Origin of the sequence: Microbacterium sp. NPDC058021, from assembly GCF_042885955.1 — a bacterium.
GTDB lineage: Bacteria > Actinomycetota > Actinomycetes > Actinomycetales > Microbacteriaceae > Microbacterium.
On sequence record NZ_JBHVRF010000002.1, the window covers coordinates 55,897 to 77,660 of the forward strand.

The window sequence follows — 21,764 nt, forward strand, 5'->3', positions numbered from 1 at the left end:
GATGTCAGAACGCGCGGAAGAACAACGGCACGAGGTCGAACGTCACCTGCCCCGCGCCGGTCGCTTCGAGGTGCAGGGGCACGCTCTGCCCGGGCGGGACCGCCGCGTACTCCTGCAGCCCGAGCTGCCGGGTCCAGTTCGCGCCGTCCAGCGTCGCCGTCGGCCGCCGCGGGTCGGTGTCGATGACGAGCACCTGACCCGCCGACAGCGAGAACGGCAGATGGATGAGCTTGTCGCCCACGCCGAGCACGACGTCGGAGAGCGGACCGGTGAGGGTCCACACCCCCCACGCCTCGACGTCGCCCTGGTTGGGGATGCTCGCCGACCCGAACGCCGACGACGACGAGATCGTGAGCGGCGGACCAGGGAAGAACGCCCGCGGATCCGGCGCCGCCCACGGGCCGCGTCGCACCACCTCACCAGCCCAGTACGGCTGCTCGGCTTCCAGCGCCACCGGGTACAGCGCCCACCCTCTCTGCAGCGGGTCAGCGCGCAGCGGGAGCGAGTCGGTGAACACGCCCGTGCACCGCAGCGTCCGCTCGATCCCCCGAGCTCGCACCCGCCAGGTGCCGGCACGGTCCGGGTGGATCGACGACAGGAACTCGTTCACCCGCTCGGACCACTCATTCGAGCCGTCCGCCCAGATGAACAGCGGCCAGAAGACGTCACGCGATTCCGCCCGCCACCCCCGCGCACGCTTGCCCGGGACCGCCCGCGACTTCGAGGAGAACTTCGTGATGATCGGGTTGTGGAGTCCTTCGACTCCGTCGCCGGTCATCACGATCCCGCCGGCCTGGTCGCGGAGATCCCAGCGCGTACCGTCCGGACCCTCCCACACCAGCGACAGCTGCTCCACCTCGAACGGGGTAACCGGCGCGTCACCGACCGGCGGCGACGCGAGCATCACGGGGAACGACACCGTTACCTCACTTCCGCGAGCCGAAGACCACCCGCACGGGCGACCTTCCTGCGCTTCGTCTTGTCGATCTCGTAGGCGAGCTGCGCCGCCGTCTCGCGCGTCGTCAGGCCATTCAGCACGTACGTCTCGCCGCTACCGGCGCCGTTCCGCGGCTCCAGGCCCTCCTCCAGTGCACGGTTCATCAGGCCGGTGTCGACGACCGTCTCCGGGCGGCCAGCCTCCGCGAGGATCGCAGCGGTGCCACCACGACGCGGCAGGACCGTCGCACCGTCAGCGAGACGAGGCAGCGACACCGTCGGGATGGTGGACAGCTCGATGCCGATCGCACCACCGATCGCGTTCACGCCGTTGATCATCCCGTTGATCAGACCGATCGCACCGTTGATGCCGCTCTGGATGAATCCGATGACGCTGTTCCACACGCCGCGGACGACGCCGGCGAGGCCGTTCCAGATCCCGCTCCAGGTCGCAGAGAGCCAGCTGCCGAACCCGCCGATCGCGCCGACGATCCAGCCCCAGAACCCGTTCCAGACGCCCTGCACACCAGCGACGAACCCGTTCCACACGCCGACGATGAACGCGCCGATCCCAGCCCAGAGCCCGTTCCACCAGCCCGCGATCTGCGCGCCGCCGTTGACGAGCGCGCCGATGAACCCCTGCCAGAGGCCCACGATCCAGCCGATGAACCCGTTCCATACGCCCGTGATCCAGCCTGCGAACCCAGCCCACATGCCGTTCCACCAGGCGACGAACCCGTTCGTCACCTCGGTGATCCACACGACGAACCCGGACCACACCTCGGTGATCCACGCGACGACGGCGTCCCAGTTCATGACCAGAGCGACCACCGCCGCACCGAGCGCGACGATGCCGAGGATGATCCACGTAACCGGGTTCGCGAGCAGCGCGACCGTCGACGCCCAGATCGACGCCGTCCACGCGATGAACGCGGCGACGAGAGTCCCACCGATCACCGCGGCCATGATCCCGATGACCTCGGTGTTCTCCCCCACCCAGGCGCCCAACTCCTGCAGGAACGGCATCGCCCCGGCGAGCCCATCACCCAGGGCCGTGAACACGGCGGATGCCAGCGGCTCGATCGCGACCATCGCCTGGTTCATCGTGAGCTGCCACCGCTCGGCGAAGTCCATCGTCTCCTCGCCGACGCCGAGGATAGTGTCCCCCGTGGCGCCCGTGGCCGCCATCAGGTCATCCATGTTCAGCACGCCCGACTCGAGAGCGCCGACGAACTGCGCAGCACCGCGGGTGCCGAACACCTGCGAAGCGAGGTCTAGCGCGGACGCCTTGTCGCCGGCGTCGACGAAGCTCTGCAGCTCCCCCACGACCCGCGCATACGCGTCGGCCGGCTGCTCGCCTTCCTTCGCGAGCGTGACCATGCCCTTCGACATCGACGCCATGATCGCCGTCGAGTTCAGGCCCGCCTTGTCGAACGAGCCGACCATCGCGACGGTGTCCTCGAACGAGAACCCGAGCGTCTGCATCGCCGGCGCCATGGCCTGCGCACCGGTCGCGAGCTCGTTCATCCCGACGCCCGTGGCCTGCGACACCTGGAACAGGGTGTCCATCGCGCCGACGACCGCGTCGCCCTCGATCTTGAACGCGCTGAACGCCGCCGACGTCGCGTTGATGTCGACCTCGTCGCCGAGGATGCGGCCCGCTTCCAGATACTGCGAGGCGACCGTCTCGAGGGTGGCGCCCGACAGGCCGAGGCGGGTGTTCAGGTCCGAGACGGTCGAGCCGATCGCCTCGAACTCCGCCGGCACCTGCAGGCCGACGTTCTTCGCGACGTCGACCAGGCCGCCCAGAGCGTCGCCCTGCGCGCCCGTCCCGACACGGATGGTGTCGGTGATGTCGTCGAACACCGACCCGATCTCGTACAGGCCCTTGAACGCGCCGACGGTGAGCGCGACGATGCCGGCGCCAGCAAGCCCGGCGGCCAGTCCCTTTCCGAACCGACCGCCGGACTTCTTGCCGGCCTCGTCCGCCTCGTCCTGCGCGGGCAGCAGCGCCTCGGCGATACTCCCCTGCACGCCCTCGATCGACGGGACCAGACGCACCCACGCTGTAGCGAGCTCCACACCTGCACCGGCCACGCGTCACCTCGCTTTCGACTCCCACCAGTCGTCGAACTGGGAGATGGGGATGGGCTCGCTGCCGAGCTGCCGCCCCTTCGACGCCTCCCACGGACGAGGGAGACGCTTGGGCTTGGGCGCGTGCGGCTTGCGCATGCGCTGCCAGTTCGCGAAAGCGAGCGTGTCGACGGCTACCGCGAGCAGCTGCTCCTCGATGGACCAGAGCGCGTGCCCATGAATCGCCTCGCCCACGGCGTTGTGCGGGGTCTTCTGCCACCGACGCAGCAGCACGTACAGGTCGCGCCAGTTCAGCTGCTTCGAGGGGACGTCGCGGAGCCGGTGCCCCGCGCGGAGCAGCTCGTACTCGACGGCCTCCTGATGCTCGTCGACGAGATCTAGGAGGCCGTAGATTCCCCCGGCGTGATCGACGACGTCTCCTGCCACTTCTTCGACAGGTCGTTGAACTCGGCACGGTCGAGCTTGTCGATGTGCTCGAGGTCGGACTCAGACAGGAGTTCCTCGAGGATCGTGAAGATCTGGTCGATGGCGGTCATGCGCCGCGTCTTCCGGACGATCCCCATCGGGACGTTCTCGAACCGCGGGAGCGTGATCTGGTGCCCGTCGGGCAGGGTGTGGTGGAAGCTTTCCATCGTCATGCGGGGAACCTCTTTCAGGATCGGGGAACGGCGGGAACAGCAGTGGCCGGAGGCGGTTCCCCGCACCTCCGGCCACTGGTCGAACCGATCAGGCGGAGAAGACCCCGTCGTCGGTGTAGATGTAGATGTTCTGCCCGGCGGCGTCCGGGTACGTCGCGAGCGTCACAGGGAGGGTGACGGCCGACGTCGCGTTCAGCGGGATCTCGCCGCGCGAAACGACCTGGCCGTGGGGGACGAACACCAGCGCACGGCGGCTACCGTCCTTGATCTTGAAGTACCAGGCCTTCCGGGGCATGACGTTCTTGCCGAGCGCCATGCGCATCTCAGTGCCCTTCGACGCCGATGCGGCGGCCGTGGTGACCTGCTCGTCGCCGAAGTAGTTGCGGGCCGACTGCGGGTTCAGCTCCAGATGGGTCCACCCGATCTCGCCGGTGAACTCGGTGAGGATGCGGCGGATCTCGGCACCCGACCAGTCCTTGATCGACTCGGTCGACTCAGACGGGGAGATGTTCACGCCATCCTCGGAGACGTAGCCCGAGTCCTGCATGCCGGTGAGCACGAAGTCCTTGATCTGCGCAGGGATGGTGTCCGTCTCCGGGCCGGTCAGGATCGCGCCGGTCGTCGCCTGGTCGGGCGCGCCGACGAAGACGTTCTTGCTGTTCACGCTCATGCGTGGTGCCCCTTTCAGGCGTTGTTGAACGCGCCCCGGGTGGGACGCGCTGAAGGTCGGGGAACCTAGACCGTCGTCTTGCGGAGGGCGACGGAGATCGTGGCGGTGTAGCGGTAGCGGTCGGGCACCGACGGCATCGGAAGGTTCGCCGGGAGGGCGACGACGCGCACCCCGTACGCGGTCGCGCCACCGATCCGGCCCTCGCGACCAGCGGCCTGCAGCACCGCGACACCGAACGCGCACAGTCGCTGCGCGCCGCCTTCCGTCGTCGCGAACCCCTCGACCACGTACAGCGGCTCGTCGGTGACGAGATCTCGCTCAGCACCGCCCGTCGCGACCACCCGCAGGAACTCCGCAGGACGGGGCGCCGGGACGCGCGTCCCGGCCTTCGCGTCCGGGAACCCGGCATCCGGCAGCCGGGTATTCAGCTCAGCGACCAGCTCCGGCTCACCGTCTTCGGGCACCAGCAGCTCAGCCACCGTTACCTCCCCGCGTCGATCGCGCTCGTGAGCGCGCGGTCTTCGGCTTCCGCCTGTCGGCCTTTCGGGGACGCCGTGCGCACGAACACGACGGTGCGGTCACGGTTCGTCGTCGCGGTCACCTCGTAGTCCTCAGGATCACCGGCTGCGGACGCGATGCGCCCGCCACGCTCGACGAGATCGGCGGCCAGCTCAGCGGACTGCAGCAACGCGACGATGCCGGCGCGGTTCAGCTCGATCCGCATGCTCTTCATCGCCATCAGCCCGTCCACTTCGTCAGGGTGAGGATCGTGTGCGACGTGCGCGGCGTCGGACCCGGCTGTCGCCGCACGTCCCCGCTCACCTCGTACAGATCCCCGAACAGTTCGATCCGGTCCGTCGAGCGCACGTCGGCGTCGAACGGTCCTCGGGCGGTGTACTCGACCATCGCGCCGTCGCGGTGTGTGGTGTCCTCCACCGTGTTCCCCACGTCCAGCGCCCACCCCTCCGACTCACGCGCAGGTTCCACCTGCGACCAGTCGGCGGCGAGGTTGCCGCGGCCGTCGTCGACGACCGGCGCACGATGCACCTTCAGCGTGTGCCGTGCGACGAGCCCACCGATCACGGCACCCGCCCCAGCCGGTACTGCACCAGGCGGCCCTCGTCGAGCGCGGTCATCGCGCCGCTGCTGCGCGAGTACGTCACCGCGACGCCGCCCGCCTGCTCCCGGCTGATGTTCAGCGCGGTGCCCAGCCCGCCAGCGGCGAGCTCCAGCGTCAGCATCTCGATGTCGGCGGGCACCTCGATGTAGCCGGCGACGTACTCGACCTCGACGCGGCGGCCGCGGAGGTTCGTCCAGCCGGTGCGCCCGTCGAACTCGACGGCGTCCAGATCGGTCCACTCGACACCGTCGAGCGTGACCTTCGTGATCGACGAGATCTCCATCGCCGGCAGCCACACGTCAGCCTCGAATCGACCGGAGCGCTGATACGTGAGCGTCTCGGCCTTCGCGACGTGCCACCGGCAGAAGTTCCGGATCGCGCGGGACGCGGCCTCCAGCTCCTGCACGAGGTACGGGTGGGTGGTGGAAGTGATCTCACCCTGTGTGCGCTGCTGCATGAGCGTCGCGGACGCGAACGGATCCATCGCTACCACCACCTTCCCGCTACTCGGATGCGTCCGGGTCGGACGCCCCGTCGACCACCGGATCCGCGGGTGCCGCGGCCGGCTTCTTCGCCGCCGCGGATCGCGCGGTCGGCTTCTTCGCCGCGGGCTTCGCGGCCTTGTTGCGGGGCGTGCGCGCCTTGTTGGCCGCCGGCTTCCCGCCCTTCTCCTTGAACACACCCATGCGCTTCGCGTCCTCGTCGGACAGCAGCAGGGTGGTGGTGTGCGGGTGCCGTCCTTCGACGGTCACCTCGTATCGGTTCAGACCCACTGTCGTGCTCCTCTGTGTGATGTTGGAGTCAACGGGGGTCACCGTGGTCGTCGGTCCGCACGCCTTGTGAGGCGCCCCGCAGATCCTGCATTTCGCCACGATGACCCCCTCCGACTTACGCGGTCAGGTCGACCGAGACGAACGCCTTCGGACGGGTGACGCCGAACGCAACGCGCTCCTCACCGAGGATCGCCACCAGGTTGCGGATGAAGAAGTCCGCGTGCGAGTCGGTCGCCGTGATCGACGCCTGCTCGCGGTCCCAGAGGACGGCCTTCGTGTAGTCGCCCACGAGGCCGACGCCAGCGGCGATCGCCTCGGACTCGACGTAGGGCATGCCCCACACCGTCTGGATGCCGCTCGACGCGAACGGGCCCGGCCCGTAGAAGTGGTCGTTCGACGTGCCCTTCAGCAGGTCGAGACGCTCCGCATCCTCCGGGTTCAGCAGGATCGCGTTCGGACGGACGCGGCCCACGGTGCGGGCCTTCGTCTTCGCCTTGCGGATCGTGGTGAGCAGGTCCGTGTTCCACGCCTGCGTCTGGATGCCGGAGGTGTTCAGGATGCCGGTCAGGTTCTCACCCGTGCCGGAACCGTTGAGGATCTGGTCCTCCTCCTCCTCCGCCAGGTCGGCGCGGAGCTCGTCGTCGATCAGGCCGCGCAGCTGCGCCGCGTCGGCGAGGCCGCGCTTCGTGGCCGGCACCCACTCCGCGATCGTCTTCACGGTCGCGGTGACCTTCAGGAAGGCGATCGAGCCCTCCGGCTTGTAGCCGCCGCCCGCGTTGTTCACGAGCGCGCCGGCGGTGCCGGGTGCGGTCGGCGCCGCCGACGACGTCGCCTCGGGGACGGGCGCGGCCGACGTCGCCTGCGTGGTCTGCTGCACGAACTCGACCGTGTCCGACTCGGTCTGGCGAACCGAGATCAGGTCGCGCAGCGTCAGCTCACGACGGCCGAGCAGCTCGAGGATGCCCTGCACGTCGTTCTGCACGAACGCGCCACCCGAGGTGTCGGACGCGCCGGTGACGAGCGCCTTCACGCCCATCGGTGCCGACTGCACGCGAGCCTTCTCGTTGATGCGCCCGTCCGCGAACTGGCTCATCATCGACTTGTACTCGGTGGACTCGGCGAACATCTGGCCGATGCTCTTGAGCTTCTTCGGCTGGTGGAACGCGGTCGGTGCCGCCTTCTCGCCCGCCGGCTCCAGACCGAGGTCCATGCCGATCTCCGAGAGCGCCGACTTCAGCTGCTCCGTCGACTGCGTCCGCTCGAAGTCCTTCTTCGCGGCCTTGTAATCGAGGAGAGCCGCCGTGGCCTTCTCGTTCTCTTCGGCGGTGAGATCCCGGCCCTCGCGCTCGGCGAGCTCCGAGATGTCGCGGGCGGTCTTCAGCGCCGCGCCCATCCGCTCCTTGATTGCTGCTGCACTCATGTGCGTTCGTCCCCTTTCAGGACTCGATGGATTCGAGCTCACCCAGCGCGAGCTCGAGCTGCAGACGCGTCAGAGCGGACGATGCACGCGTGGGCTCATCGGCCTTGGCCCCGGAGGGCTCATCGACCTTGGCCGGTTCGTCACCGTTGGCCTTGCTGTCGTCGTCAGATTCGAGGGCGGCGAGCACCTTGCCGATCGAGTCGTACGCGGTGCGCAGCTCGCCCTCGTTCTTGGCCGAGAGAACCCGGCCGGCTTTCACCTCGGATGCCAGTTGGCGGGCGTGATGCCCCGCCGCCTTGACCCCGAGAAGTTCGGTTTCCTGGTTCGCGCCGATCGGCGTCGGGCCGACCTCGTAGAGCTTCACCTTCCGGAGCTCCCAGACCTCGTGGTCGTCCTGCTCGCCCTTGACGATCGCGTAGTCGACGATGTCGTAGGCGAACGAGAACTGCGTGAGCCGGCGCCCCTTCAGCAGCCGGTACACCTGGCGGGCCTTCAGCGCCTCCTGGTGAAGGTCGACCTGCACCTTGACGTAGAGGCCGCCGAGGTCCTTGATCTTCGCGGGCAGCATCGGGTCGCCGGGCGCGAGCTCCTTCGCATCGATGACTTCCCCGATGTTGTAGTCGGGGTCGTCCATCCGGTGCGAGTAGTAGCTCGGGATCGGGTTTCCCGACGCCGCCCACTCGTCGAGCGTGTCCTTGAACGCGCCCTCGATCATCCGGTCGCCGTAGCTGTCGACGTTGCCGAACACCGAGACGATCGCCTCGAACACACCCTCCTCGAGGCCGTCAGCCTCACCGACCGCCTTCACGAAGACGGGCATGGACTTGGTGAACATCGCTTCTCCTACTCGAAGTTGATCTCGATGTCGCACGAGCAACCGGCGACCTCGTCGACGTCCAGCGCCGAGCTGTCGCCCGGCCACTTCGCGCCATTGCTGAACACGGAATCGAGGGGAACCGTCTCCCCCGCCATCGAGGCGTGAGAGGGGCGAGGGTTGCCAGAGGTGACGACCCACGTCTTCGTCGCGGTGCGGGTGCCCTGCACCTGCTTGACCGCTTCCACCGACGCGAAACCGGCGGCCGCCGTCGCGACCGTCAGACCCGCCTGCGCAGCACGAGACGACGTCGCAACATCGAACACGTGCTTCACCGCTTCGACCGGGTCGTCGGGATCGGCGAGAGCTTCCTCCAGTCGGATCCGCGTCGCCGCGTTGATGCTCGACGCGTTCGCGCCGGCCACCGTCTTCAGATACGCGAGCGTCCGGTCGAGATCGAAGTCACCTTCGTCCACGCCGAGCGACGCGAGCTGAGCCCGTGCGACGGAGTCAGTGATCGACGCCGACAGCGCGTAGAGCGCGTTGCCCAGCTCCCGATCCCACCGGTCCCCGTCCCACCACTCAGCGTCGGCCTTCGCGCCCAGCACGGACTTGATGACCTGACCCTGACGGGCGAAGAACCCCGACAGCACCTCCGTCGCCTTCGCGACATAGGTCTTCGGCGGGCGCGCCTTGGAATGCACGTGCCCGATCGACTTCGTGATCTCCTCGACGAGCGTCTCGTCGACATCGCCCTCCGGCGCGACCGGCTTCTGGATCGTCACGGGCAGCAGGCCGAGGTGCTTGATCGGGTCGAGCCCGACCGCGGCGAGCGCCTCGCTCGGATCGAACCCGGCACGGATGAGCGCGGTCACCGCGTTCACCAGCTTCACGACCTCGTCCGGGGTGAACCCATCGACCTCCGGCACCGCTGCGTCGGGCAGCTGGCCGCCGCCCCCACCGGCTGTGACGCCGTCACGCGGCGACGCCTGGCCGCCCACGAGCACGTTGAGCGGCACGACCAGGTCGTCGCCACCCTCGATGCGGGGAAGGTTCGCGCGAGCGCGCGCCTCGTTGCGGGTCAGGAACGGGGCACCCACCGACGTCTGCAGCTGCGCGGCCTGCTCCTCGAACGAGCCCCGCAGCTTCTCCGCCATGTTGAACTCGGAGTACAGATCATCGGTACCGTCGAAGTCGCGGAGCAGCTGCAACGCGATCTCCTGCTGCACGTCCTGCAGGATCGGCCCGAGGGTGTCCTGGTACAGCATCTTGTGCTGCTCCTGGATGTTCCCGAACGTCGCGTGGTCGAGGATCCCGACCATCGGCGGCGGGATGTGGTAAGCCGACGCCGCCTCCTCACGGGACAGCTTCCGCGCCTCGATGTACTGCAGATCCTCAGCCGTGTGCGACGCAGGGACGAACGTCATGCCGTCCTCGAGCACGGGCGTGCCGCCGGCTTCCGTCGCCGACTGCCCCTGGTACTGCGACCGCCAGCCCTGCTGGAACCGGTCGTACGCGGTATCTGACCATGCGGCGCCGGCCGGACGGGTGATGTACCCGCTGACCCGGGCGCCGTTGCGCAGCACCTGCTCGCGCATCTGCCCCGCCGCGTACTCCTCAGAGAGGATGCGCCGCAGCGACTCGATCGGGGACAGCCCGAACCGCTCATCCTCCGGGTTGTACCCCCGGAAGTAGACGACCTGCTCGGCGTCCAGCGACACCTTGCCCTTGCTGCCGTTCAGCACGAACCGCGTCGGCGCGAGCCAGTTGTCGTCGTCGGCGACCGTCCACAGCCGCGGCGGAATCCGCACAAGCTGCATCTCGCCACCGGCGCCCGGCATCTTCACCCAGAGCGCACGGTCGTAGATCCCACGGTCCGCGACCAGCGAGAACATCAGCCGATAGCCGGTCGTGAACTGGTTCGGCTGCCGCATCATCCGCGCGAACGGGTGATCCGTGATGCGCTTCCGATCCGAGTCGCTGGTGCGCTCGAACGTGTGCAGCGCGAGCTGCGCGACGTTCCGCGCCAGGAAGTCGACCACCGTGCGCACCGACTGGTGCTGCCGGTAGATCGCCGCGTAGTCGAGCGTCCGGTCGTCGCTGATCCGCAGCGACGTCGGCGCCTGGTAGGTGGGCTTGTGTACGGCGAGGAGCTTCCCCGCCGAGATACCGATAACCATCCAGCGCCTCCCCTACGGTGCCTGCACGAACAGCACGCGGTCGCGTTCGATCACGGTTTCGCCGTCCAGCTCGATCGGCGCGGAGCCGGCCTCGTGATAGACCGCGTTCTTCAGGACGAGCAGACGCCCCGGGTCCCGGTACAGAACCCCCTCGATCGAGGACCCGTCGGTGAGATTGACGATCACGCGCCGCAGCAGCAGCACCCGCTTGAACACGCCCACGCGCGCCCCCTCTCAGTCAGACGACCATCAGGCCGCGGTCCTCGTAGGCCGAGCGCACAGGCGGCGCCGGGTTCGTCAGCAGCAGACCCACAGCGGCGATCGCAGCGACCACGGGCGCGGCATCCTCCGGCGACTTGTCCCGGTCGACCGCCCACCCGCCGTCACCCAGCGCACGGATCTGCGCCGTCGTCGCGGCGATGTCGAGCACCGGCTGCACACCGTGGCTGAACCGCACGCGCTCGCGCCGCTCCTCCTCCGACTCACCCTCGGGCGACTCATCGGGAGCAGCGACCCGCACGAGGTCGTAGAACAGTCCGTGCCAGCCGGCGAGCTCCGACCCCTCCCATGGGGTCACGTTGATGCCGGCGTCGGTGAACGCCCGGTGCATCGATGAGATCGTCGCGCCGCGGGTCTGGAACGCCAGGTGGTGCGGCTTCACCTTGCGCGCCGGGTCCTTCAGCCACGGGATCACCCAGTCGGGCCCCGCACGTCGAGCGACGATCTCCACCCGAATCCGGCCCTCGGTGTCCCAGAACGCCATCGCGACGTAGATCATCTTCCGGTCGTGCGACATGTCCACGCCGTAGCAGGCAGGCCGGTCGACGTCGCGAACGACGCCGCGCGCCGCCCGCGCTTCCTTCGAATCCAGCGTCCGATGCCACGCCCCGTTCGGGAACGGACCAGACCCGGCCATGTTCACGAACTGGCACATCACCTCGGTGCGGAACTCCCACTCCGGGTCGCTCGCGGCCGCCGCGGCGATCGCGCGCTCGTCGAGCTCGGTGTACCCCATCGACGGGTTCGCCTGCGCCCAACCCTCCCGATCCCAGATGCCCCGCGGCTGCCCGTCCTCGGAGCCGTCGACCGTGCCGGCGGACCACTCGAACAGCCCGATCGTGTCGAGGTCGAGATCCTTCGCCAACTCAGCGGGGATCCCGTCAGGCACCCTGCCCTGGATGTTCGCGATCGCGACCTTCCGCAGATGCCGCAGCACCACGCTCGTCAGATCGCCGGCGTTCGACACGCCCCACACCTGCGCACGCCGCCGCGCCATCGTCGTCTTCGACGTCGCCGACCACGCCCGCCAGTCCTGGTGCTCACGCAGCTCGTCGAAGATCACCAGATCCCCGCGGAACCCGCGACCACCACGACGGTTCGCCGTCGCGATCTTGAACTTCTCGCCCTTGTCCAGCAGCAGCAGCTCGGAGTTCTTACCCTCCTGCACCTTCGCGATGTCGTCGGCGAGGTCCGGGATCGCCTCCGCGATCGCGACGGCTTCCTCCCACGCCTGCCGCGCGTGCTCCGTCGTCGCGTGCGTCTCCAGCACCATGCGCGCGTGGTCCTGGAACATGCGCCACAGGATCAGCACGGTCAGCAGAACCGACTTGCCGTTCTGCCGGGCCACGAGCAGCAGCACCGTGCGGAACCGGAACACACACCCCGGACCCTCGAGCAGCTCCAGCGCGTGGATCAGAAGCCACCGCTGCCACTCGAGCGCGCGAGGCAGAAGGTCGAGATACTCGATGTCGTCGTCGGGCGACCGCTTCGCATCCAGCTCCTCGAGCCGGTCCCGCATCCAGTCCCAGAACTCGATGACCTCGAAGCCCAGCGACGTCTCCGGCGTCAGCTCACGCTTCGGCGGGGTGAAGATCCGCGGCGTCTGGCAGCCGAAGATCTTACGCGCGGGCGCGCGGCGTCGGCCGCCGGAGCTGGGTGACGTTGCCCGGCTCCTTCGCTCCTTCGCCCGACTCCCGCTCATCCTCGTCGCCCTCCTCCGGCGCAGCGCGACGCGACCGCAGCTCGTACTGCATGCGCTTCGTCGCCGTCGCGCCGAGATCGTTCAGCACCTGCGACAGCGCCCGGTGCGCCGACAGCGCACGATTCGTGTCGTCCTGGTGCTCCAGTACGTCGATGCGGTGAGCCAGCGTCCGAGCCTGCGCGATCGACGCGGCATCCGCTCCCGTGAGCCACCTCGCCGCCGTGATCGCAGCCTCCACCGCATCCCGCATCGTCGTCGGCGCAGCAGCGTCACGCGCGTCACGCGCAGCCGCGTCCTCGGCTTCCTGCTCCTGGCGCTTCCTGTCCCGGTAATCCCGGGCACGCTCCGCCGCAGTCTTCGCCATGACGGCTCCTCTCGCCCGTGACGCGTTCGCGCCGCTCCGAGCAACCACCGACCCCGGTGGGGGAAACGACTGCCGGAGAAGTCTTCCTGGCGCTCAGGCTGTAGAGATTGGGACGCCCCTACCCCTGGATGGTGCGCATGGTGCGGATACGGTGTGCGATGGCACCGTCTGCCTCGTTCCGTGCCCACTGTGTGCCGTTGAGCCACCATTGGCTGCCGTCTCCGAGTGTGGCGATGTCGCCTTGTCGGTGGATGATGCCGCCGTGTGCTCGTTCCTGTGCGCGGTCGCGGGAGAGGCTCATCGCTCACCCTGCCCGAACAGCGGGGTGTGCGTCTCGATGTAGAACGTGAAGGTGTTGCGGTGCAGGTACTGGTTGGGTGTCTGCTCCGCTTCCTGGTCTGCGGCTTGCTTCAGTCGCTGGTACTCGGGGTCGTCGGCGAGGCGGGCGTGTGTGGCCGCGTATGCGGCGTCGACGGTCGACATGGGTGCGTAGACCCCCGCGGCGATGGCGTGTGCGATGAGTTCGCAGTCGTGCTTGTTCTCGTACCCTTGCCCGCCGTCGGTGGCGATGATGTTTCCGTTCGGTGCGGTGAGGCGCCAGGCCCAGAGGCCGTCGGTGCGCTGGTAGATGTCGAGGGTGGACATTGGTCACTCCTCCTTGCCTGCGAGGCGGGAGACGGATGTCTCGTAGTTCGCGTCGAGCCCGCATGCGTTGCACCACGGTGCCTTGCCGTCTCGGTGTTGCACGGGCTTGTGGCGGTGCAAGGTCGGCGGGGGACGGAAGGGCGGCACGTCCTCGGCGGGGATCGCCGTGTCCGCACCCGACGTGCGCAGCGTGGAGACGTCGGCGTGGATCGGGATCTCGATTGTGCCGACCTCGACGGGGTCCATGCCCTCCACCTGGATGAGCACCTTCCCGGTGAGGGTCGTGAGGATCGCGGCCATGGTCAGTCGGTGACCACGGCCGCCGGGGTGGGTGTGGTGTCGTCGGCGACGGTGGCCGCACGCTTGGGTGTGGTGGCCTGCCACGTCGCGGTCTTCTCGTTCACCTTGTAGTACCCGTTCGGGTCCGCGTGGTGGGTGAACGCGGTCGCGTCGTCGGGCACCTGCTGGGTGGTGCCGTGCAGCGGTCCGTTCTTCACGTCGATGGTCTTCATCGTCACCATTCCTCGGTCGTCTCCCCGATGGCGGGGGTTGCTGTGCCGGCGCCCTTCGAGCGGTTGCACCGGCAGTGGGAGGGTTGCGCGTTCGACGGGTCGAGCGCGAGGTCGGGGCGTCGCTTGCGGCTGATCTTGTGGTCGAGCTCGAACGACTCGGGTGCGTTGCGGGGGCCGTCCCAGTCGATCGTCGCTTGCCCGCACAACGCGCACGCCGCGTTGATCGGCTGCCACTGCGCCTTCATCTCCGCGCGCATCCGCTGGTAGGCGGCTGACGTGATAACGCTGGTGGGCATGCTCTCTCCCCGCTACGATCTGCGCCATGAGCGAGAGCGTGAAGGCCGAGTCGATGAACGGGTCCGTCGAGTTCCTCGGGAACGGCGTCATCATCAAGACGAAGGGTGGGTCGAAGACGATCCCCCTCGACCGCATCCAGGGCGTCGAGTTCAAGAAGGCCGGGCTGATGGCCGGGCACCTGCGGTTGAACTTGGCCGGGTCGGCGGACGTGAAGGCGCGGAACAAGACTCAGCAGCTGCAGCGCGACACCGACGCTGTGCAGTTCTCGAAGTCAGCGAAGAACGCGGAGTTCGAGGCCGTCGCCGACGCGATCAACCGGGCTCTGCTCGGGTGACTCGTCGGGCAGGTCGTTGCTGACCGGGTCGCAGCAGAACGCGACCAGGGCGGCGAGGACGCGCCCGCCGCAGTACGGGCAGGTGGTCATGGTCGGTCGCCCCGGGACAGGATGGTCCAGATGATGCGGGCCGCGTACCGGTGCCAGAGCACCATGCTCGCGATCCCGATGGTGAGGCCGCCGGCGCCGCTGCCGAGCGCGACCCAGATCATCGCTGCAGCGCGAGGCGCGCGGTGGCGAGGTCGACGTCGACCTCCAGGTCGGGGCATCGGCGGACGAGGCGGGTGAGCGCGTCGAGCGCTGCCTGCCGTTCACGGTCGCGGCGGCTGATCTCGTCGAGTGCGGCGTCGATCGTGCGGGCGTAGGTGATCCCGAGCATGACAGCCTCCCGTCGTTGGGAAGTGTGAGGGGCGCCGAGCGCAACACGCGGCGCCCCTCTGGTGCGGGTGCAGGTGCCCCTAGGCCTCGGAGTCAGTCGGCCCTTGAGGGTCCTTCACCGTTTGGCGACGGTGTGCACACCCGGTCTGTGGTGCCTCGGCCGGGAGGAGCGTCGTCTCGCGCCGCGATCCAGAGGTCGTTGTGTGTGCGCGGCGGCTCGACCCCCGGCCGAGGGGTATGGCAAAGGCCCCGCACCTTTGGTGGTCGGGGCCCTTGCGATAACTGTCTGATTCAAATGTGTGGGATGCAAGTACTCGGGGTCAAGCATGTTCATCCCGGCGTGTCGGGTCCTGTGCGCCCGTCTGCGCGGCTTTCAGCCTTCGGAGGCGGTACTGGTGCGCTGGCCAGTTGTTGAGCCTGTCGCGCCACCATTTGAGGAGTACGCGTTCTTCGACGACGCGGACCTGTTTGCCGTCTCGTTCCTCCCAGGTCATGGGCATGCCGCGGGCTCGCCAGTACTGGATGGCGCGGCGTGACCGGTGTACGCGTTTCGCGGCTTCCCGGTAGGTGAGGGTGGGCATGGTCCGGTCAGGCCTCTCCGAGCGACAGCATTCCGTCTGCAGCTGCTGAGACTGCGCCGGAGCCGGGGAAGATGTCGTCGAGAGTGTCGGTGGCGGGGTCGTACCCGAGGGCGTCGAGCACCCATCGTGTCCATGCTGCTGGCTTCGATCCGACGAAGCTGCGGCGGCCATTGCGAGCGGACGGGGCGCTGGCGGTGAGTACGTTCGAGACGCGCGCGCGGTCGCGGTTCCGTCGATCCTCGGGGACGTACACGATGACGGCCTCCCACCGCTCGACGAGGCGACCGCCTCCCGGCATTGCGTTGGGACGGTGCCAGACCGCGAACACGGTGACCATCCCGGCGACGGCAATCGGGGACATGTCGCCAGCAGCGTCACGGAGATCCCGCACCCACGCCTTCAGCGCGCTCATCGCCCCCCCTCGCGGTGCGCGGTGCGCTCGTGCAGCCACACGTGGAGGCGGGGCAGCCACCAGCCCATCCACGTCGGGACCATCACCGAGTCCCACCAGGGGTGCTTCAGACACCCGAACCCCATGCGTCCGCTCACCGCTCCCCCTCTCCGACCGGCACCCATGGGCCAGCGGGAACGGCCTTCGTCCGCATCTGCACCCGGGGGTTGTCCACGACTGCCGCCCACTGCTCTGCGGCGTCGAGGGTCGGCAGGATCCCCGACGAGCAGCGGAGGCGATATCCGTCAATCGACGGCGCCTGCGGCGACGAGTAGGTCACCTCGTACTCGACCTCGGGTTCCGGGTGCTTCCGGTAGCCGGCAGCGACGAGCGCATCCGCGTCACCGAGGTACGTGGCCTTGTGGGGGCACTCCTCCCATGAATGCGGGGCGATCATCATCGTCGCGAGCTCTATGACGGCACTCGGACCGTCGTGGATGGTGCGAGCGATATCGTTCCGCAGCGCCTCGCGCTCGTCTCGTGCTTCCTGGTCGGTCACGTCAGCCCCTCCATGATTCGGTCCACGTCCCGGCGGCGCGATCGCACTGCCTCGTCGTCAATGGGCAGCGTGCCGCGGCCCGGTCCTACCCATCCGTCCAGCCCGGTCGCATTGCCCTGGTCCCACGCTGTCTCCAGCGCGGTCCGCACTCGCTCGGGTTCCGGGTGCTTCCGGTAGCCGTTCTCAGCCATCCACGCGAGGATCGGGTCTGCCTGCCGTCTGCGCAACTCGCGCAGATACTCGCCGGATTCGCCCGCGAGGCGAGTCCAATCCGTCCGCCCCGTCTCCAACTCAAAGAGGTGCGCCCCCAGCTCGTCTCGTGCTTCCTGGTCGGTCATCGGTCAGCCCTCCTCAGGGTGCTCGCGGAGAATTGGCGGAGCGGGCGGCGGTGTCTCTGTCCAGCCAGCTGAGCCAGGATGCGGCCACGCCTCGAGCGGGAGTTCGTCCCAACCCTCCTCATCCCGCCCCGCGCCCTTCTCGTCCATGCAGTCCACGCACACGACGAACTGGGTTGACGGGCAGGTGTCGACCGCGGTGTCCGTGGTACCCGCCTCGTCCGGGTCGACGTGCTCGCACTCACCCTCAATGCAGTCGCGCATCCATGCCTCTACGGTGACGTGCTCAGCGTGCTTGGTTTCGGTCATCGGTCCTGCTCCTTCTTCTCGGTTCCCATCTGCACGTCGCCGCACTCACGGCACGTCCTCGCGAGCGTCGCCCGCCCATCCCCACCCGTCACCCAGTCGACCGCCACACCCTGCACCCCGCAGACCATGCACAGCTCCGCAGGCTGCCGACGCACGACCGGGGTGCCATGTTGGGTGCGTGCCCGCCGGATCAGCCGGAACAGCTGATCCTCGAGCGGTGCGAGGTCCTGGTGGTCGAGGATCACGTGCACTCGGTCAGCGAGCCACTCGTTCGCCGCGAACGCCCACCAGCGGGCGGCGGCGACGTCATCAGGGAGCATTGGGGGCAGGTTGGGGGCTTCCACCCCGATCCGTGACGAAGCGGCGGTCAGGTAGGCGCGGAGCGTGTCCCACACGGCCCGGGCATTCCTCGACTCGGGGCCGTCGACCACGGGGATGTTGTCGATGTACCCGCCACCCGACACCCGCTCCTTCAGCTGGGCTGCCTTCAGCCCGTGGGTGGCGAGGGCGACGGTCCCGCTCGCTTCCACCACGTTCGGGAGCTGGTCGATGTGCCAGAGGTACTGCTCCACCCACGCCCGGTAGCCGGCTTCCGGGTCGATCGCGTCGAGGGGCATCAGGCTAGGCATTCGCAACCTCCAGCAGCACGTCGCAGTGGCACGGCTCGTCGAGGCCGCACCAGCATCCGAGGGTCCGGCCCCTCAGCTCGCGGCGCACCTCGGCGACGGTGAACTGCAGTCGTCCGTCGAACAGCGCCTCCCGGAACATCGACACCGACTGCTCGCGGGTGATGTTGCCGCCGTTCTCCGGCGTGCCGATGATGAACGGGTTCCCGTACCGATGGGGGCGGGCGCACGAGATTGCGCCGGCCGGGAGCCGCCAGCCGCGCTTGCGTGACAGCTGGATGCGCGTCGGCACGTCGACGAGCGTTGGCCGGACCGTCTCAGGCAGCAGCGGAGTGACCCGCACGCCCTCGTCGAACAGGTACCGAGCCATCGACGTCAGGGACAGGTTCGTGGGGGGCGTCGTCGCGGCGTGCAGCGCCCGGTAGAGCCGGTCGAACTCGGGGCCGCGTTCCTGATCGATCGTCATGCGATCGCCTCCCACACGGCGATGCACGTCGCCTCATCGAGCGTCCGCAGCCCGAGCGCGCCCTGGTACGGGATCGGATCGGCGATCGGCCGCGGTTTCGCCATCGTCAGGTGGTAGACGTTCGCATCCTCTGCCCAGGCCGAGCAGTAGGTGACCTCCTGCGAGACGAAGTTCCCGTCGAAGTCCTCGACCGCGCTGCCGACGTAGACGCACTCCGCCGCATGGTGCACGTCGACGAGGTCGACCACGCCGATGATCACGCCGCGTGCGAAGTAAGCATCAGCCGTCTCGCGCCGCCATTTGTTCGTCGCAGCCAAAGCGTCCGACAGCGTCCGAAACCGCAGGTCGCGGTGGATTGCCTCGTCAGCCGAGGTGTCGACGGCCTGAGCCGCGTGGATCGCGACCGGGCCCCGGTACGCCCCGGCGATGTTGCGGACCCGGTTCTCGACGTCCTTCCCGCCGTGGATGATCGCCCACGCCCACGGCTGCCGAACGGTCAGGACCCTCATGCTGCTACCGCCGCTCGTGCGAGGTACGCGGCGCGACGCTTCGCCTGCTTCGCGACGAGCGCGTCATGCTCATCCGCCCGGTGGGATTCACCCCAGTGGGATACGTGCCAGCCGGGGCCGCGGTCGTGCTGCCGAGTCAGGCACCGGTCGAGGCTGGCGCAGTCGTCGCAGACCATGAACGAGCCGGTCCGGTCCGCACCGCCCTGGTTGTAGCCCGCCTTCCGCCCGCAGTCCCGACAGATCACGTCCGCGTTGACGAGACGAACGAGCTGCGGCTGATCCCACCGGCAGTAAATCGGCTCCCACTCGGTTCGAGTCTCCTCGAAGTCCTCAAGCTCGAACAGCGCGGTGCTCATGACATCCGCCTCTGCCACCACGGGGTGCGCAGCTGCTCCACCTCGGCCGTCAGGTCCGCCACCATCCGGTCCATCGACGCGATGAGCTCGGCGTCAGCATCCGCCGCGACCTGGTAGGACGTCAGCATCCGCGCGAACGCGCCGAGCCGTTCCCGTTCGTCGTCGAGTGCCCGCTGCAGCGCGTCGGCGCGGTCCTTCTCGCCCGCCCACTTGCGGAGCACCAACTCGAGCGCCGCGTAGGCGGCGGCGTCCGCCTCGGGTGCCGGGGCGAGTTCCGCGCCCGCGATGGTGATGTCCTTCACCTGTCGTGCAAAGTCTTCGGCGGTCCGCATGTAGTTCCCGAGGATCGTCGGCAGCTCCGCACGCTTGAACCAGGAGCCCTCGACCAGGACCTCGTCGAACCTCAGCGCGTGTCGGATCCGGCACGGCCAGCAGTACCCGGTCGCACCATACGGCGAGACAGGCGACCGTCCCGACCCCTCGTCGGCGCAGCTACCCTGCGTGAGGTTTTCGCACGGCACGTCTGCGAACTCAGCCAGCGTCACGGGTGCCTGTTCGGGTGGGGACGTGAACTCCCGCCGCATCCCGAGATCCTCGACGGGCACCTCGTCGGCATCGACCGTGATCGCGGCGAGAACGGCGGTGCGCAACTTCCGCCACGTCGGAGAGGGTGCGTCCTTCCCCTTGGAGAGGATGGGGGCGTGCGCGGCCAGGTACGCCCGCACGACGTCCGCCCGCACCTGCCCGCGGGGATTCACGTCCAGGCCGTTCTCACGCGCCCACGCGCGCACCACGGACTGCGACGGGCCGGTCTGCGGCTTCCGGTTTCGCTTCACCTTCGCGGCGACGTCGGCGGGGGTCGGGGTGGGAGTAGGTTCGGGCATCGGTGCCTCCTGGGGTTTGTGGTCGACCTCGACGGGGAGGTCCGGTTTCTTCGCCGGCTTCTTCGGGCGGCGGTCCGGGTGAGTCCCGGTCGGCGCCGGGTGCAACCCGAGCGCCTCCGCGATCTCGGCCGGGGACGCACCCCGGCGGACGAGCTTCTGGTACTGGTAGTCACCAGCGGTGAGCTGCTTCGCCCGCTGGCACGACAGCCCGTGCTCGACGGCGGCCGGGCAGATCACGCCGCGGCATCCGGCGTCGTACCCATCGGCCGTGCCGTGCGGGAACGAGTCCTCGAGGCGGTCCGCGGCGCTCATGCTGCGGCCTCATCAGCTCGGCGCGCGGCGTGGCAGTCGACGCACGTGACCTTCCGCCAGTCGGCGGCGGTCGCCGTGGCCTTCCGGCCGCACGCGCCCCTCACGGCGTGCGGTGCCTTGAAACAGACCCGGTCGCTCATCGCCGCACCTTCCCGAGATCGCCCGCGAAAGCCCGCATCGCGAGGACCGTGAGATCGCCGCAGAACTCGGCGACGTCGTTCGCTTCCTGCACCGCGCCGAGCACGCCCTGCGCGGCCGCCCGGTCGTTGTTCGCGACCATGACGACCATCTGCATCGCGAGACGCTTACGGTGCGTCGAACCGACCGACCACTTCGGAGTGATCAGCGGCTTCGAGATCCCCGCCGCGGCCGCCTTGAGTTGGACGCTCGCCGCGGCCAGCGACGCCAGCGCGTCCGCGAAGTCCAGCCAGGCATCGTCGTCGGTGCCGACGTGCTCCACGATCCACGCGGTCAGCGCGGCGCGATTGTTGAACGCGAGGCTGGCTGAGAGGGCCAGCAGGCAGGTGGAGTCCCACCGCTCCCGGGCGCTCACGGCCGCACCTCGCCAACGATCGGGTCGGCAGCGTAGAACCCGAACCATGCCTCGTCCTCCGATGCCGCCTCGTCCGCGATCACGAAGTGGCCGACGACGTCGCCGCCGCCCGGGCGCAGCACCTCGATGCGGCCGATCAGCGGGTTGCGCACGATGGCCGGGAGAAGCTCGATCGGTTCGAGCGCTTTGCCGATCTCGATCAGATCGGATGCCGACAGCGGCGTCGCGCTCATCCGTTCATCTCCCCTGCAACGAGCCCGCCGAGATCCAGGTCGATATCGAACCCGTGCGTCGCGACGTCCCGGTCCTCCCGGATCATCCGTTCCGCCCCCAGCAGCGCCACCGCGATCTGCCGCGCCAGCTCCCGTGCTTCGCCGTGGTCGAGCGACACCGTCGCCGTCACGCCCTTCACCAGGTCCACGACCGTGACCTCGATGCTGTAGTCGTCGCCGACCTCAGCCCGCGCGACCTCGACCTCCCGCATGATGCTCATGACTCCCCCTCGAATCCGAGGCCAGCACGGATCTCCGCACGGACCTTGTTCAACCGCTCCTGCCGGCGGCGCGTGCTCGGCGTCTTCAGCACCGACACGTCCACCTCGTCCAGCGCCGACGTGCCCAACGCGAGCACCGCCAGCCGGTTCGCGAGGCGGAGCTCCGCGACCACCTCGTCGACCGCGTCCACCAGACGCCGGCCCTTCACTGCTGTTGCCATGTCCTCACTCCCT

At 68.8% G+C, this 21,764-nt stretch carries 36 protein-coding genes; 1 reads left to right on the forward strand and 35 read right to left on the reverse strand.

The genetic code is table 11. From position 1 onward, the window contains the following. Positions 1-4: 4 nt before the first annotated feature. From ACFVR6_RS03635 to ACFVR6_RS03730, 20 genes are all read right to left on the reverse strand, one after another. Positions 5-919, reverse strand: a complete 915-nt coding sequence (locus ACFVR6_RS03635; RefSeq protein ID WP_386958939.1) for a hypothetical protein — start codon at positions 917-919, stop codon at positions 5-7. A 2-nt stretch (positions 920-921) separates the two neighbouring features. Further along, complete coding sequence (locus ACFVR6_RS03640) at positions 922-3,033, reverse strand: hypothetical protein (RefSeq protein ID WP_386958941.1); 2,112 nt, start codon at positions 3,031-3,033, stop codon at positions 922-924. 3 nt (positions 3,034-3,036) lie between these two features. Next, positions 3,037-3,456, reverse strand: a complete 420-nt coding sequence (locus ACFVR6_RS03645; protein WP_386958943.1) for a hypothetical protein — start codon at positions 3,454-3,456, stop codon at positions 3,037-3,039. Continuing rightward, entirely contained in the window at positions 3,408-3,668 is a 261-nt protein-coding gene (locus tag ACFVR6_RS03650; RefSeq protein WP_386958945.1) for a hypothetical protein, read from the reverse strand. The genes ACFVR6_RS03645 and ACFVR6_RS03650 overlap by 49 nt, the downstream gene beginning before the upstream one ends. Before the next feature lie 88 nt (positions 3,669-3,756). Beyond that, complete coding sequence (locus ACFVR6_RS03655; protein ID WP_386958947.1) at positions 3,757-4,338, reverse strand: phage tail tube protein; 582 nt, start codon at positions 4,336-4,338, stop codon at positions 3,757-3,759. A 65-nt stretch (positions 4,339-4,403) separates the two neighbouring features. Then, entirely contained in the window at positions 4,404-4,817 is a 414-nt protein-coding gene (locus ACFVR6_RS03660) for a hypothetical protein (RefSeq protein ID WP_386958949.1), read from the reverse strand. Positions 4,818-4,819: 2 nt separating this feature from the next. Beyond that, positions 4,820-5,077 carry a hypothetical protein gene (locus tag ACFVR6_RS03665; protein ID WP_386958951.1) on the reverse strand — a complete coding sequence of 86 codons (258 nt, stop codon included), beginning with the start codon at positions 5,075-5,077 and terminating at the stop codon, positions 4,820-4,822. Beyond that, positions 5,077-5,421: a hypothetical protein gene (locus ACFVR6_RS03670; protein WP_386958953.1), complete on the reverse strand. Its 345-nt coding sequence runs from the start codon at positions 5,419-5,421 to the stop codon at positions 5,077-5,079. The genes ACFVR6_RS03665 and ACFVR6_RS03670 overlap by 1 nt, the downstream gene beginning before the upstream one ends. After that, positions 5,418-5,942: a hypothetical protein gene (locus ACFVR6_RS03675; RefSeq protein WP_386958955.1), complete on the reverse strand. Its 525-nt coding sequence runs from the start codon at positions 5,940-5,942 to the stop codon at positions 5,418-5,420. The genes ACFVR6_RS03670 and ACFVR6_RS03675 overlap by 4 nt, the downstream gene beginning before the upstream one ends. 19 nt (positions 5,943-5,961) lie before the next feature. Further along, positions 5,962-6,231, reverse strand: coding sequence for a hypothetical protein (locus tag ACFVR6_RS03680; protein ID WP_386958957.1), 270 nt, complete (start codon positions 6,229-6,231; stop codon positions 5,962-5,964). 115 nt (positions 6,232-6,346) lie between these two features. Then, positions 6,347-7,651 carry a phage major capsid protein gene (locus tag ACFVR6_RS03685; RefSeq protein ID WP_386958959.1) on the reverse strand — a complete coding sequence of 435 codons (1,305 nt, stop codon included), beginning with the start codon at positions 7,649-7,651 and terminating at the stop codon, positions 6,347-6,349. Between the two features lie 16 nt (positions 7,652-7,667). Further along, positions 7,668-8,486: an HK97 family phage prohead protease gene (locus ACFVR6_RS03690; RefSeq protein ID WP_386958961.1), complete on the reverse strand. Its 819-nt coding sequence runs from the start codon at positions 8,484-8,486 to the stop codon at positions 7,668-7,670. Between the two features lie 8 nt (positions 8,487-8,494). Continuing rightward, complete coding sequence (locus ACFVR6_RS03695) at positions 8,495-10,645, reverse strand: phage portal protein (protein ID WP_386958963.1); 2,151 nt, start codon at positions 10,643-10,645, stop codon at positions 8,495-8,497. Between the two features lie 12 nt (positions 10,646-10,657). Beyond that, positions 10,658-10,867 carry a hypothetical protein gene (locus ACFVR6_RS03700; protein ID WP_386958965.1) on the reverse strand — a complete coding sequence of 70 codons (210 nt, stop codon included), beginning with the start codon at positions 10,865-10,867 and terminating at the stop codon, positions 10,658-10,660. 16 nt (positions 10,868-10,883) lie between these two features. Then, positions 10,884-12,626, reverse strand: coding sequence for a terminase large subunit domain-containing protein (locus ACFVR6_RS03705; RefSeq protein ID WP_386958967.1), 1,743 nt, complete (start codon positions 12,624-12,626; stop codon positions 10,884-10,886). Then, positions 12,544-12,990 carry a terminase small subunit gene (locus ACFVR6_RS03710; protein WP_386958970.1) on the reverse strand — a complete coding sequence of 149 codons (447 nt, stop codon included), beginning with the start codon at positions 12,988-12,990 and terminating at the stop codon, positions 12,544-12,546. The genes ACFVR6_RS03705 and ACFVR6_RS03710 overlap by 83 nt, the downstream gene beginning before the upstream one ends. Before the next feature lie 297 nt (positions 12,991-13,287). After that, the gene (locus tag ACFVR6_RS03715; RefSeq protein WP_386958972.1) at positions 13,288-13,635 is read right to left on the reverse strand and encodes a YegP family protein; all 348 of its coding nucleotides are present in this window, start codon (positions 13,633-13,635) and stop codon (positions 13,288-13,290) included. Between the two features lie 3 nt (positions 13,636-13,638). Continuing rightward, entirely contained in the window at positions 13,639-13,935 is a 297-nt protein-coding gene (locus ACFVR6_RS03720; protein ID WP_386958974.1) for a hypothetical protein, read from the reverse strand. A 2-nt stretch (positions 13,936-13,937) separates the two neighbouring features. After that, entirely contained in the window at positions 13,938-14,147 is a 210-nt protein-coding gene (locus tag ACFVR6_RS03725) for a hypothetical protein (RefSeq protein ID WP_386958976.1), read from the reverse strand. A 2-nt stretch (positions 14,148-14,149) separates the two neighbouring features. Next, entirely contained in the window at positions 14,150-14,443 is a 294-nt protein-coding gene (locus ACFVR6_RS03730) for an HNH endonuclease (RefSeq protein ID WP_386958978.1), read from the reverse strand. 26 nt (positions 14,444-14,469) lie between these two features. Here ACFVR6_RS03730 and ACFVR6_RS03735 point away from each other — a divergent pair, with 26 nt between their 5' ends. Next, a complete protein-coding gene (locus ACFVR6_RS03735; RefSeq protein ID WP_386958979.1) occupies positions 14,470-14,778 on the forward strand; it encodes a DUF4429 domain-containing protein in 309 nt (102 codons plus the stop codon). Positions 14,779-14,864: 86 nt separating this feature from the next. On the opposite strand, the gene ACFVR6_RS03740 is transcribed toward ACFVR6_RS03735, so the two are convergent. The 15 genes from ACFVR6_RS03740 to ACFVR6_RS03810 all read right to left on the reverse strand — a co-directional run bounded on the left by ACFVR6_RS03740 (position 14,865) and on the right by ACFVR6_RS03810 (position 21,751). Next, on the reverse strand, positions 14,865-14,990 hold the full coding sequence (locus ACFVR6_RS03740; protein ID WP_386958981.1) for a hypothetical protein: 126 nt from the start codon (positions 14,988-14,990) through the stop codon (positions 14,865-14,867). Further along, positions 14,987-15,157, reverse strand: a complete 171-nt coding sequence (locus ACFVR6_RS03745) for a hypothetical protein (RefSeq protein WP_386958983.1) — start codon at positions 15,155-15,157, stop codon at positions 14,987-14,989. Before ACFVR6_RS03745 ends, ACFVR6_RS03740 begins: the two co-directional genes overlap by 4 nt. Positions 15,158-15,744: 587 nt before the next feature. Further along, positions 15,745-16,149 (reverse strand): hypothetical protein, encoded by a 405-nt coding sequence (locus tag ACFVR6_RS03750; RefSeq protein ID WP_386958985.1) that lies wholly within the window; start codon positions 16,147-16,149, stop codon positions 15,745-15,747. Between the two features lie 133 nt (positions 16,150-16,282). Further along, positions 16,283-16,687, reverse strand: coding sequence for a hypothetical protein (locus tag ACFVR6_RS03755; protein ID WP_386958987.1), 405 nt, complete (start codon positions 16,685-16,687; stop codon positions 16,283-16,285). Continuing rightward, positions 16,684-17,025: a hypothetical protein gene (locus tag ACFVR6_RS03760; RefSeq protein WP_386958988.1), complete on the reverse strand. Its 342-nt coding sequence runs from the start codon at positions 17,023-17,025 to the stop codon at positions 16,684-16,686. Before ACFVR6_RS03760 ends, ACFVR6_RS03755 begins: the two co-directional genes overlap by 4 nt. Before the next feature lie 3 nt (positions 17,026-17,028). Further along, the gene (locus ACFVR6_RS03765; protein WP_386958990.1) at positions 17,029-17,331 is read right to left on the reverse strand and encodes a hypothetical protein; all 303 of its coding nucleotides are present in this window, start codon (positions 17,329-17,331) and stop codon (positions 17,029-17,031) included. Next, a complete protein-coding gene (locus tag ACFVR6_RS03770) occupies positions 17,328-17,948 on the reverse strand; it encodes a hypothetical protein (RefSeq protein ID WP_386958992.1) in 621 nt (206 codons plus the stop codon). The genes ACFVR6_RS03765 and ACFVR6_RS03770 overlap by 4 nt, the downstream gene beginning before the upstream one ends. Positions 17,949-17,952: 4 nt before the next feature. Next, a complete protein-coding gene (locus ACFVR6_RS03775) occupies positions 17,953-18,423 on the reverse strand; it encodes a DUF4326 domain-containing protein (protein ID WP_386958994.1) in 471 nt (156 codons plus the stop codon). After that, positions 18,420-18,932 (reverse strand): hypothetical protein, encoded by a 513-nt coding sequence (locus ACFVR6_RS03780; protein ID WP_386958996.1) that lies wholly within the window; start codon positions 18,930-18,932, stop codon positions 18,420-18,422. The genes ACFVR6_RS03775 and ACFVR6_RS03780 overlap by 4 nt, the downstream gene beginning before the upstream one ends. Next, on the reverse strand, positions 18,929-19,288 hold the full coding sequence (locus ACFVR6_RS03785; RefSeq protein WP_386958998.1) for a hypothetical protein: 360 nt from the start codon (positions 19,286-19,288) through the stop codon (positions 18,929-18,931). Before ACFVR6_RS03785 ends, ACFVR6_RS03780 begins: the two co-directional genes overlap by 4 nt. Further along, complete coding sequence (locus tag ACFVR6_RS03790; protein WP_386959000.1) at positions 19,285-20,484, reverse strand: Lsr2 family DNA-binding protein; 1,200 nt, start codon at positions 20,482-20,484, stop codon at positions 19,285-19,287. Before ACFVR6_RS03790 ends, ACFVR6_RS03785 begins: the two co-directional genes overlap by 4 nt. Before the next feature lie 136 nt (positions 20,485-20,620). Continuing rightward, positions 20,621-21,037, reverse strand: coding sequence for a hypothetical protein (locus ACFVR6_RS03795; RefSeq protein ID WP_386959001.1), 417 nt, complete (start codon positions 21,035-21,037; stop codon positions 20,621-20,623). Beyond that, the gene (locus tag ACFVR6_RS03800) at positions 21,034-21,270 is read right to left on the reverse strand and encodes a hypothetical protein (RefSeq protein ID WP_386959003.1); all 237 of its coding nucleotides are present in this window, start codon (positions 21,268-21,270) and stop codon (positions 21,034-21,036) included. Before ACFVR6_RS03800 ends, ACFVR6_RS03795 begins: the two co-directional genes overlap by 4 nt. After that, positions 21,267-21,530: a hypothetical protein gene (locus ACFVR6_RS03805; RefSeq protein ID WP_386959005.1), complete on the reverse strand. Its 264-nt coding sequence runs from the start codon at positions 21,528-21,530 to the stop codon at positions 21,267-21,269. The genes ACFVR6_RS03800 and ACFVR6_RS03805 overlap by 4 nt, the downstream gene beginning before the upstream one ends. Beyond that, complete coding sequence (locus ACFVR6_RS03810) at positions 21,527-21,751, reverse strand: hypothetical protein (RefSeq protein WP_386959006.1); 225 nt, start codon at positions 21,749-21,751, stop codon at positions 21,527-21,529. Before ACFVR6_RS03810 ends, ACFVR6_RS03805 begins: the two co-directional genes overlap by 4 nt. Between the last annotated feature and the right edge of the window lie 13 nt (positions 21,752-21,764).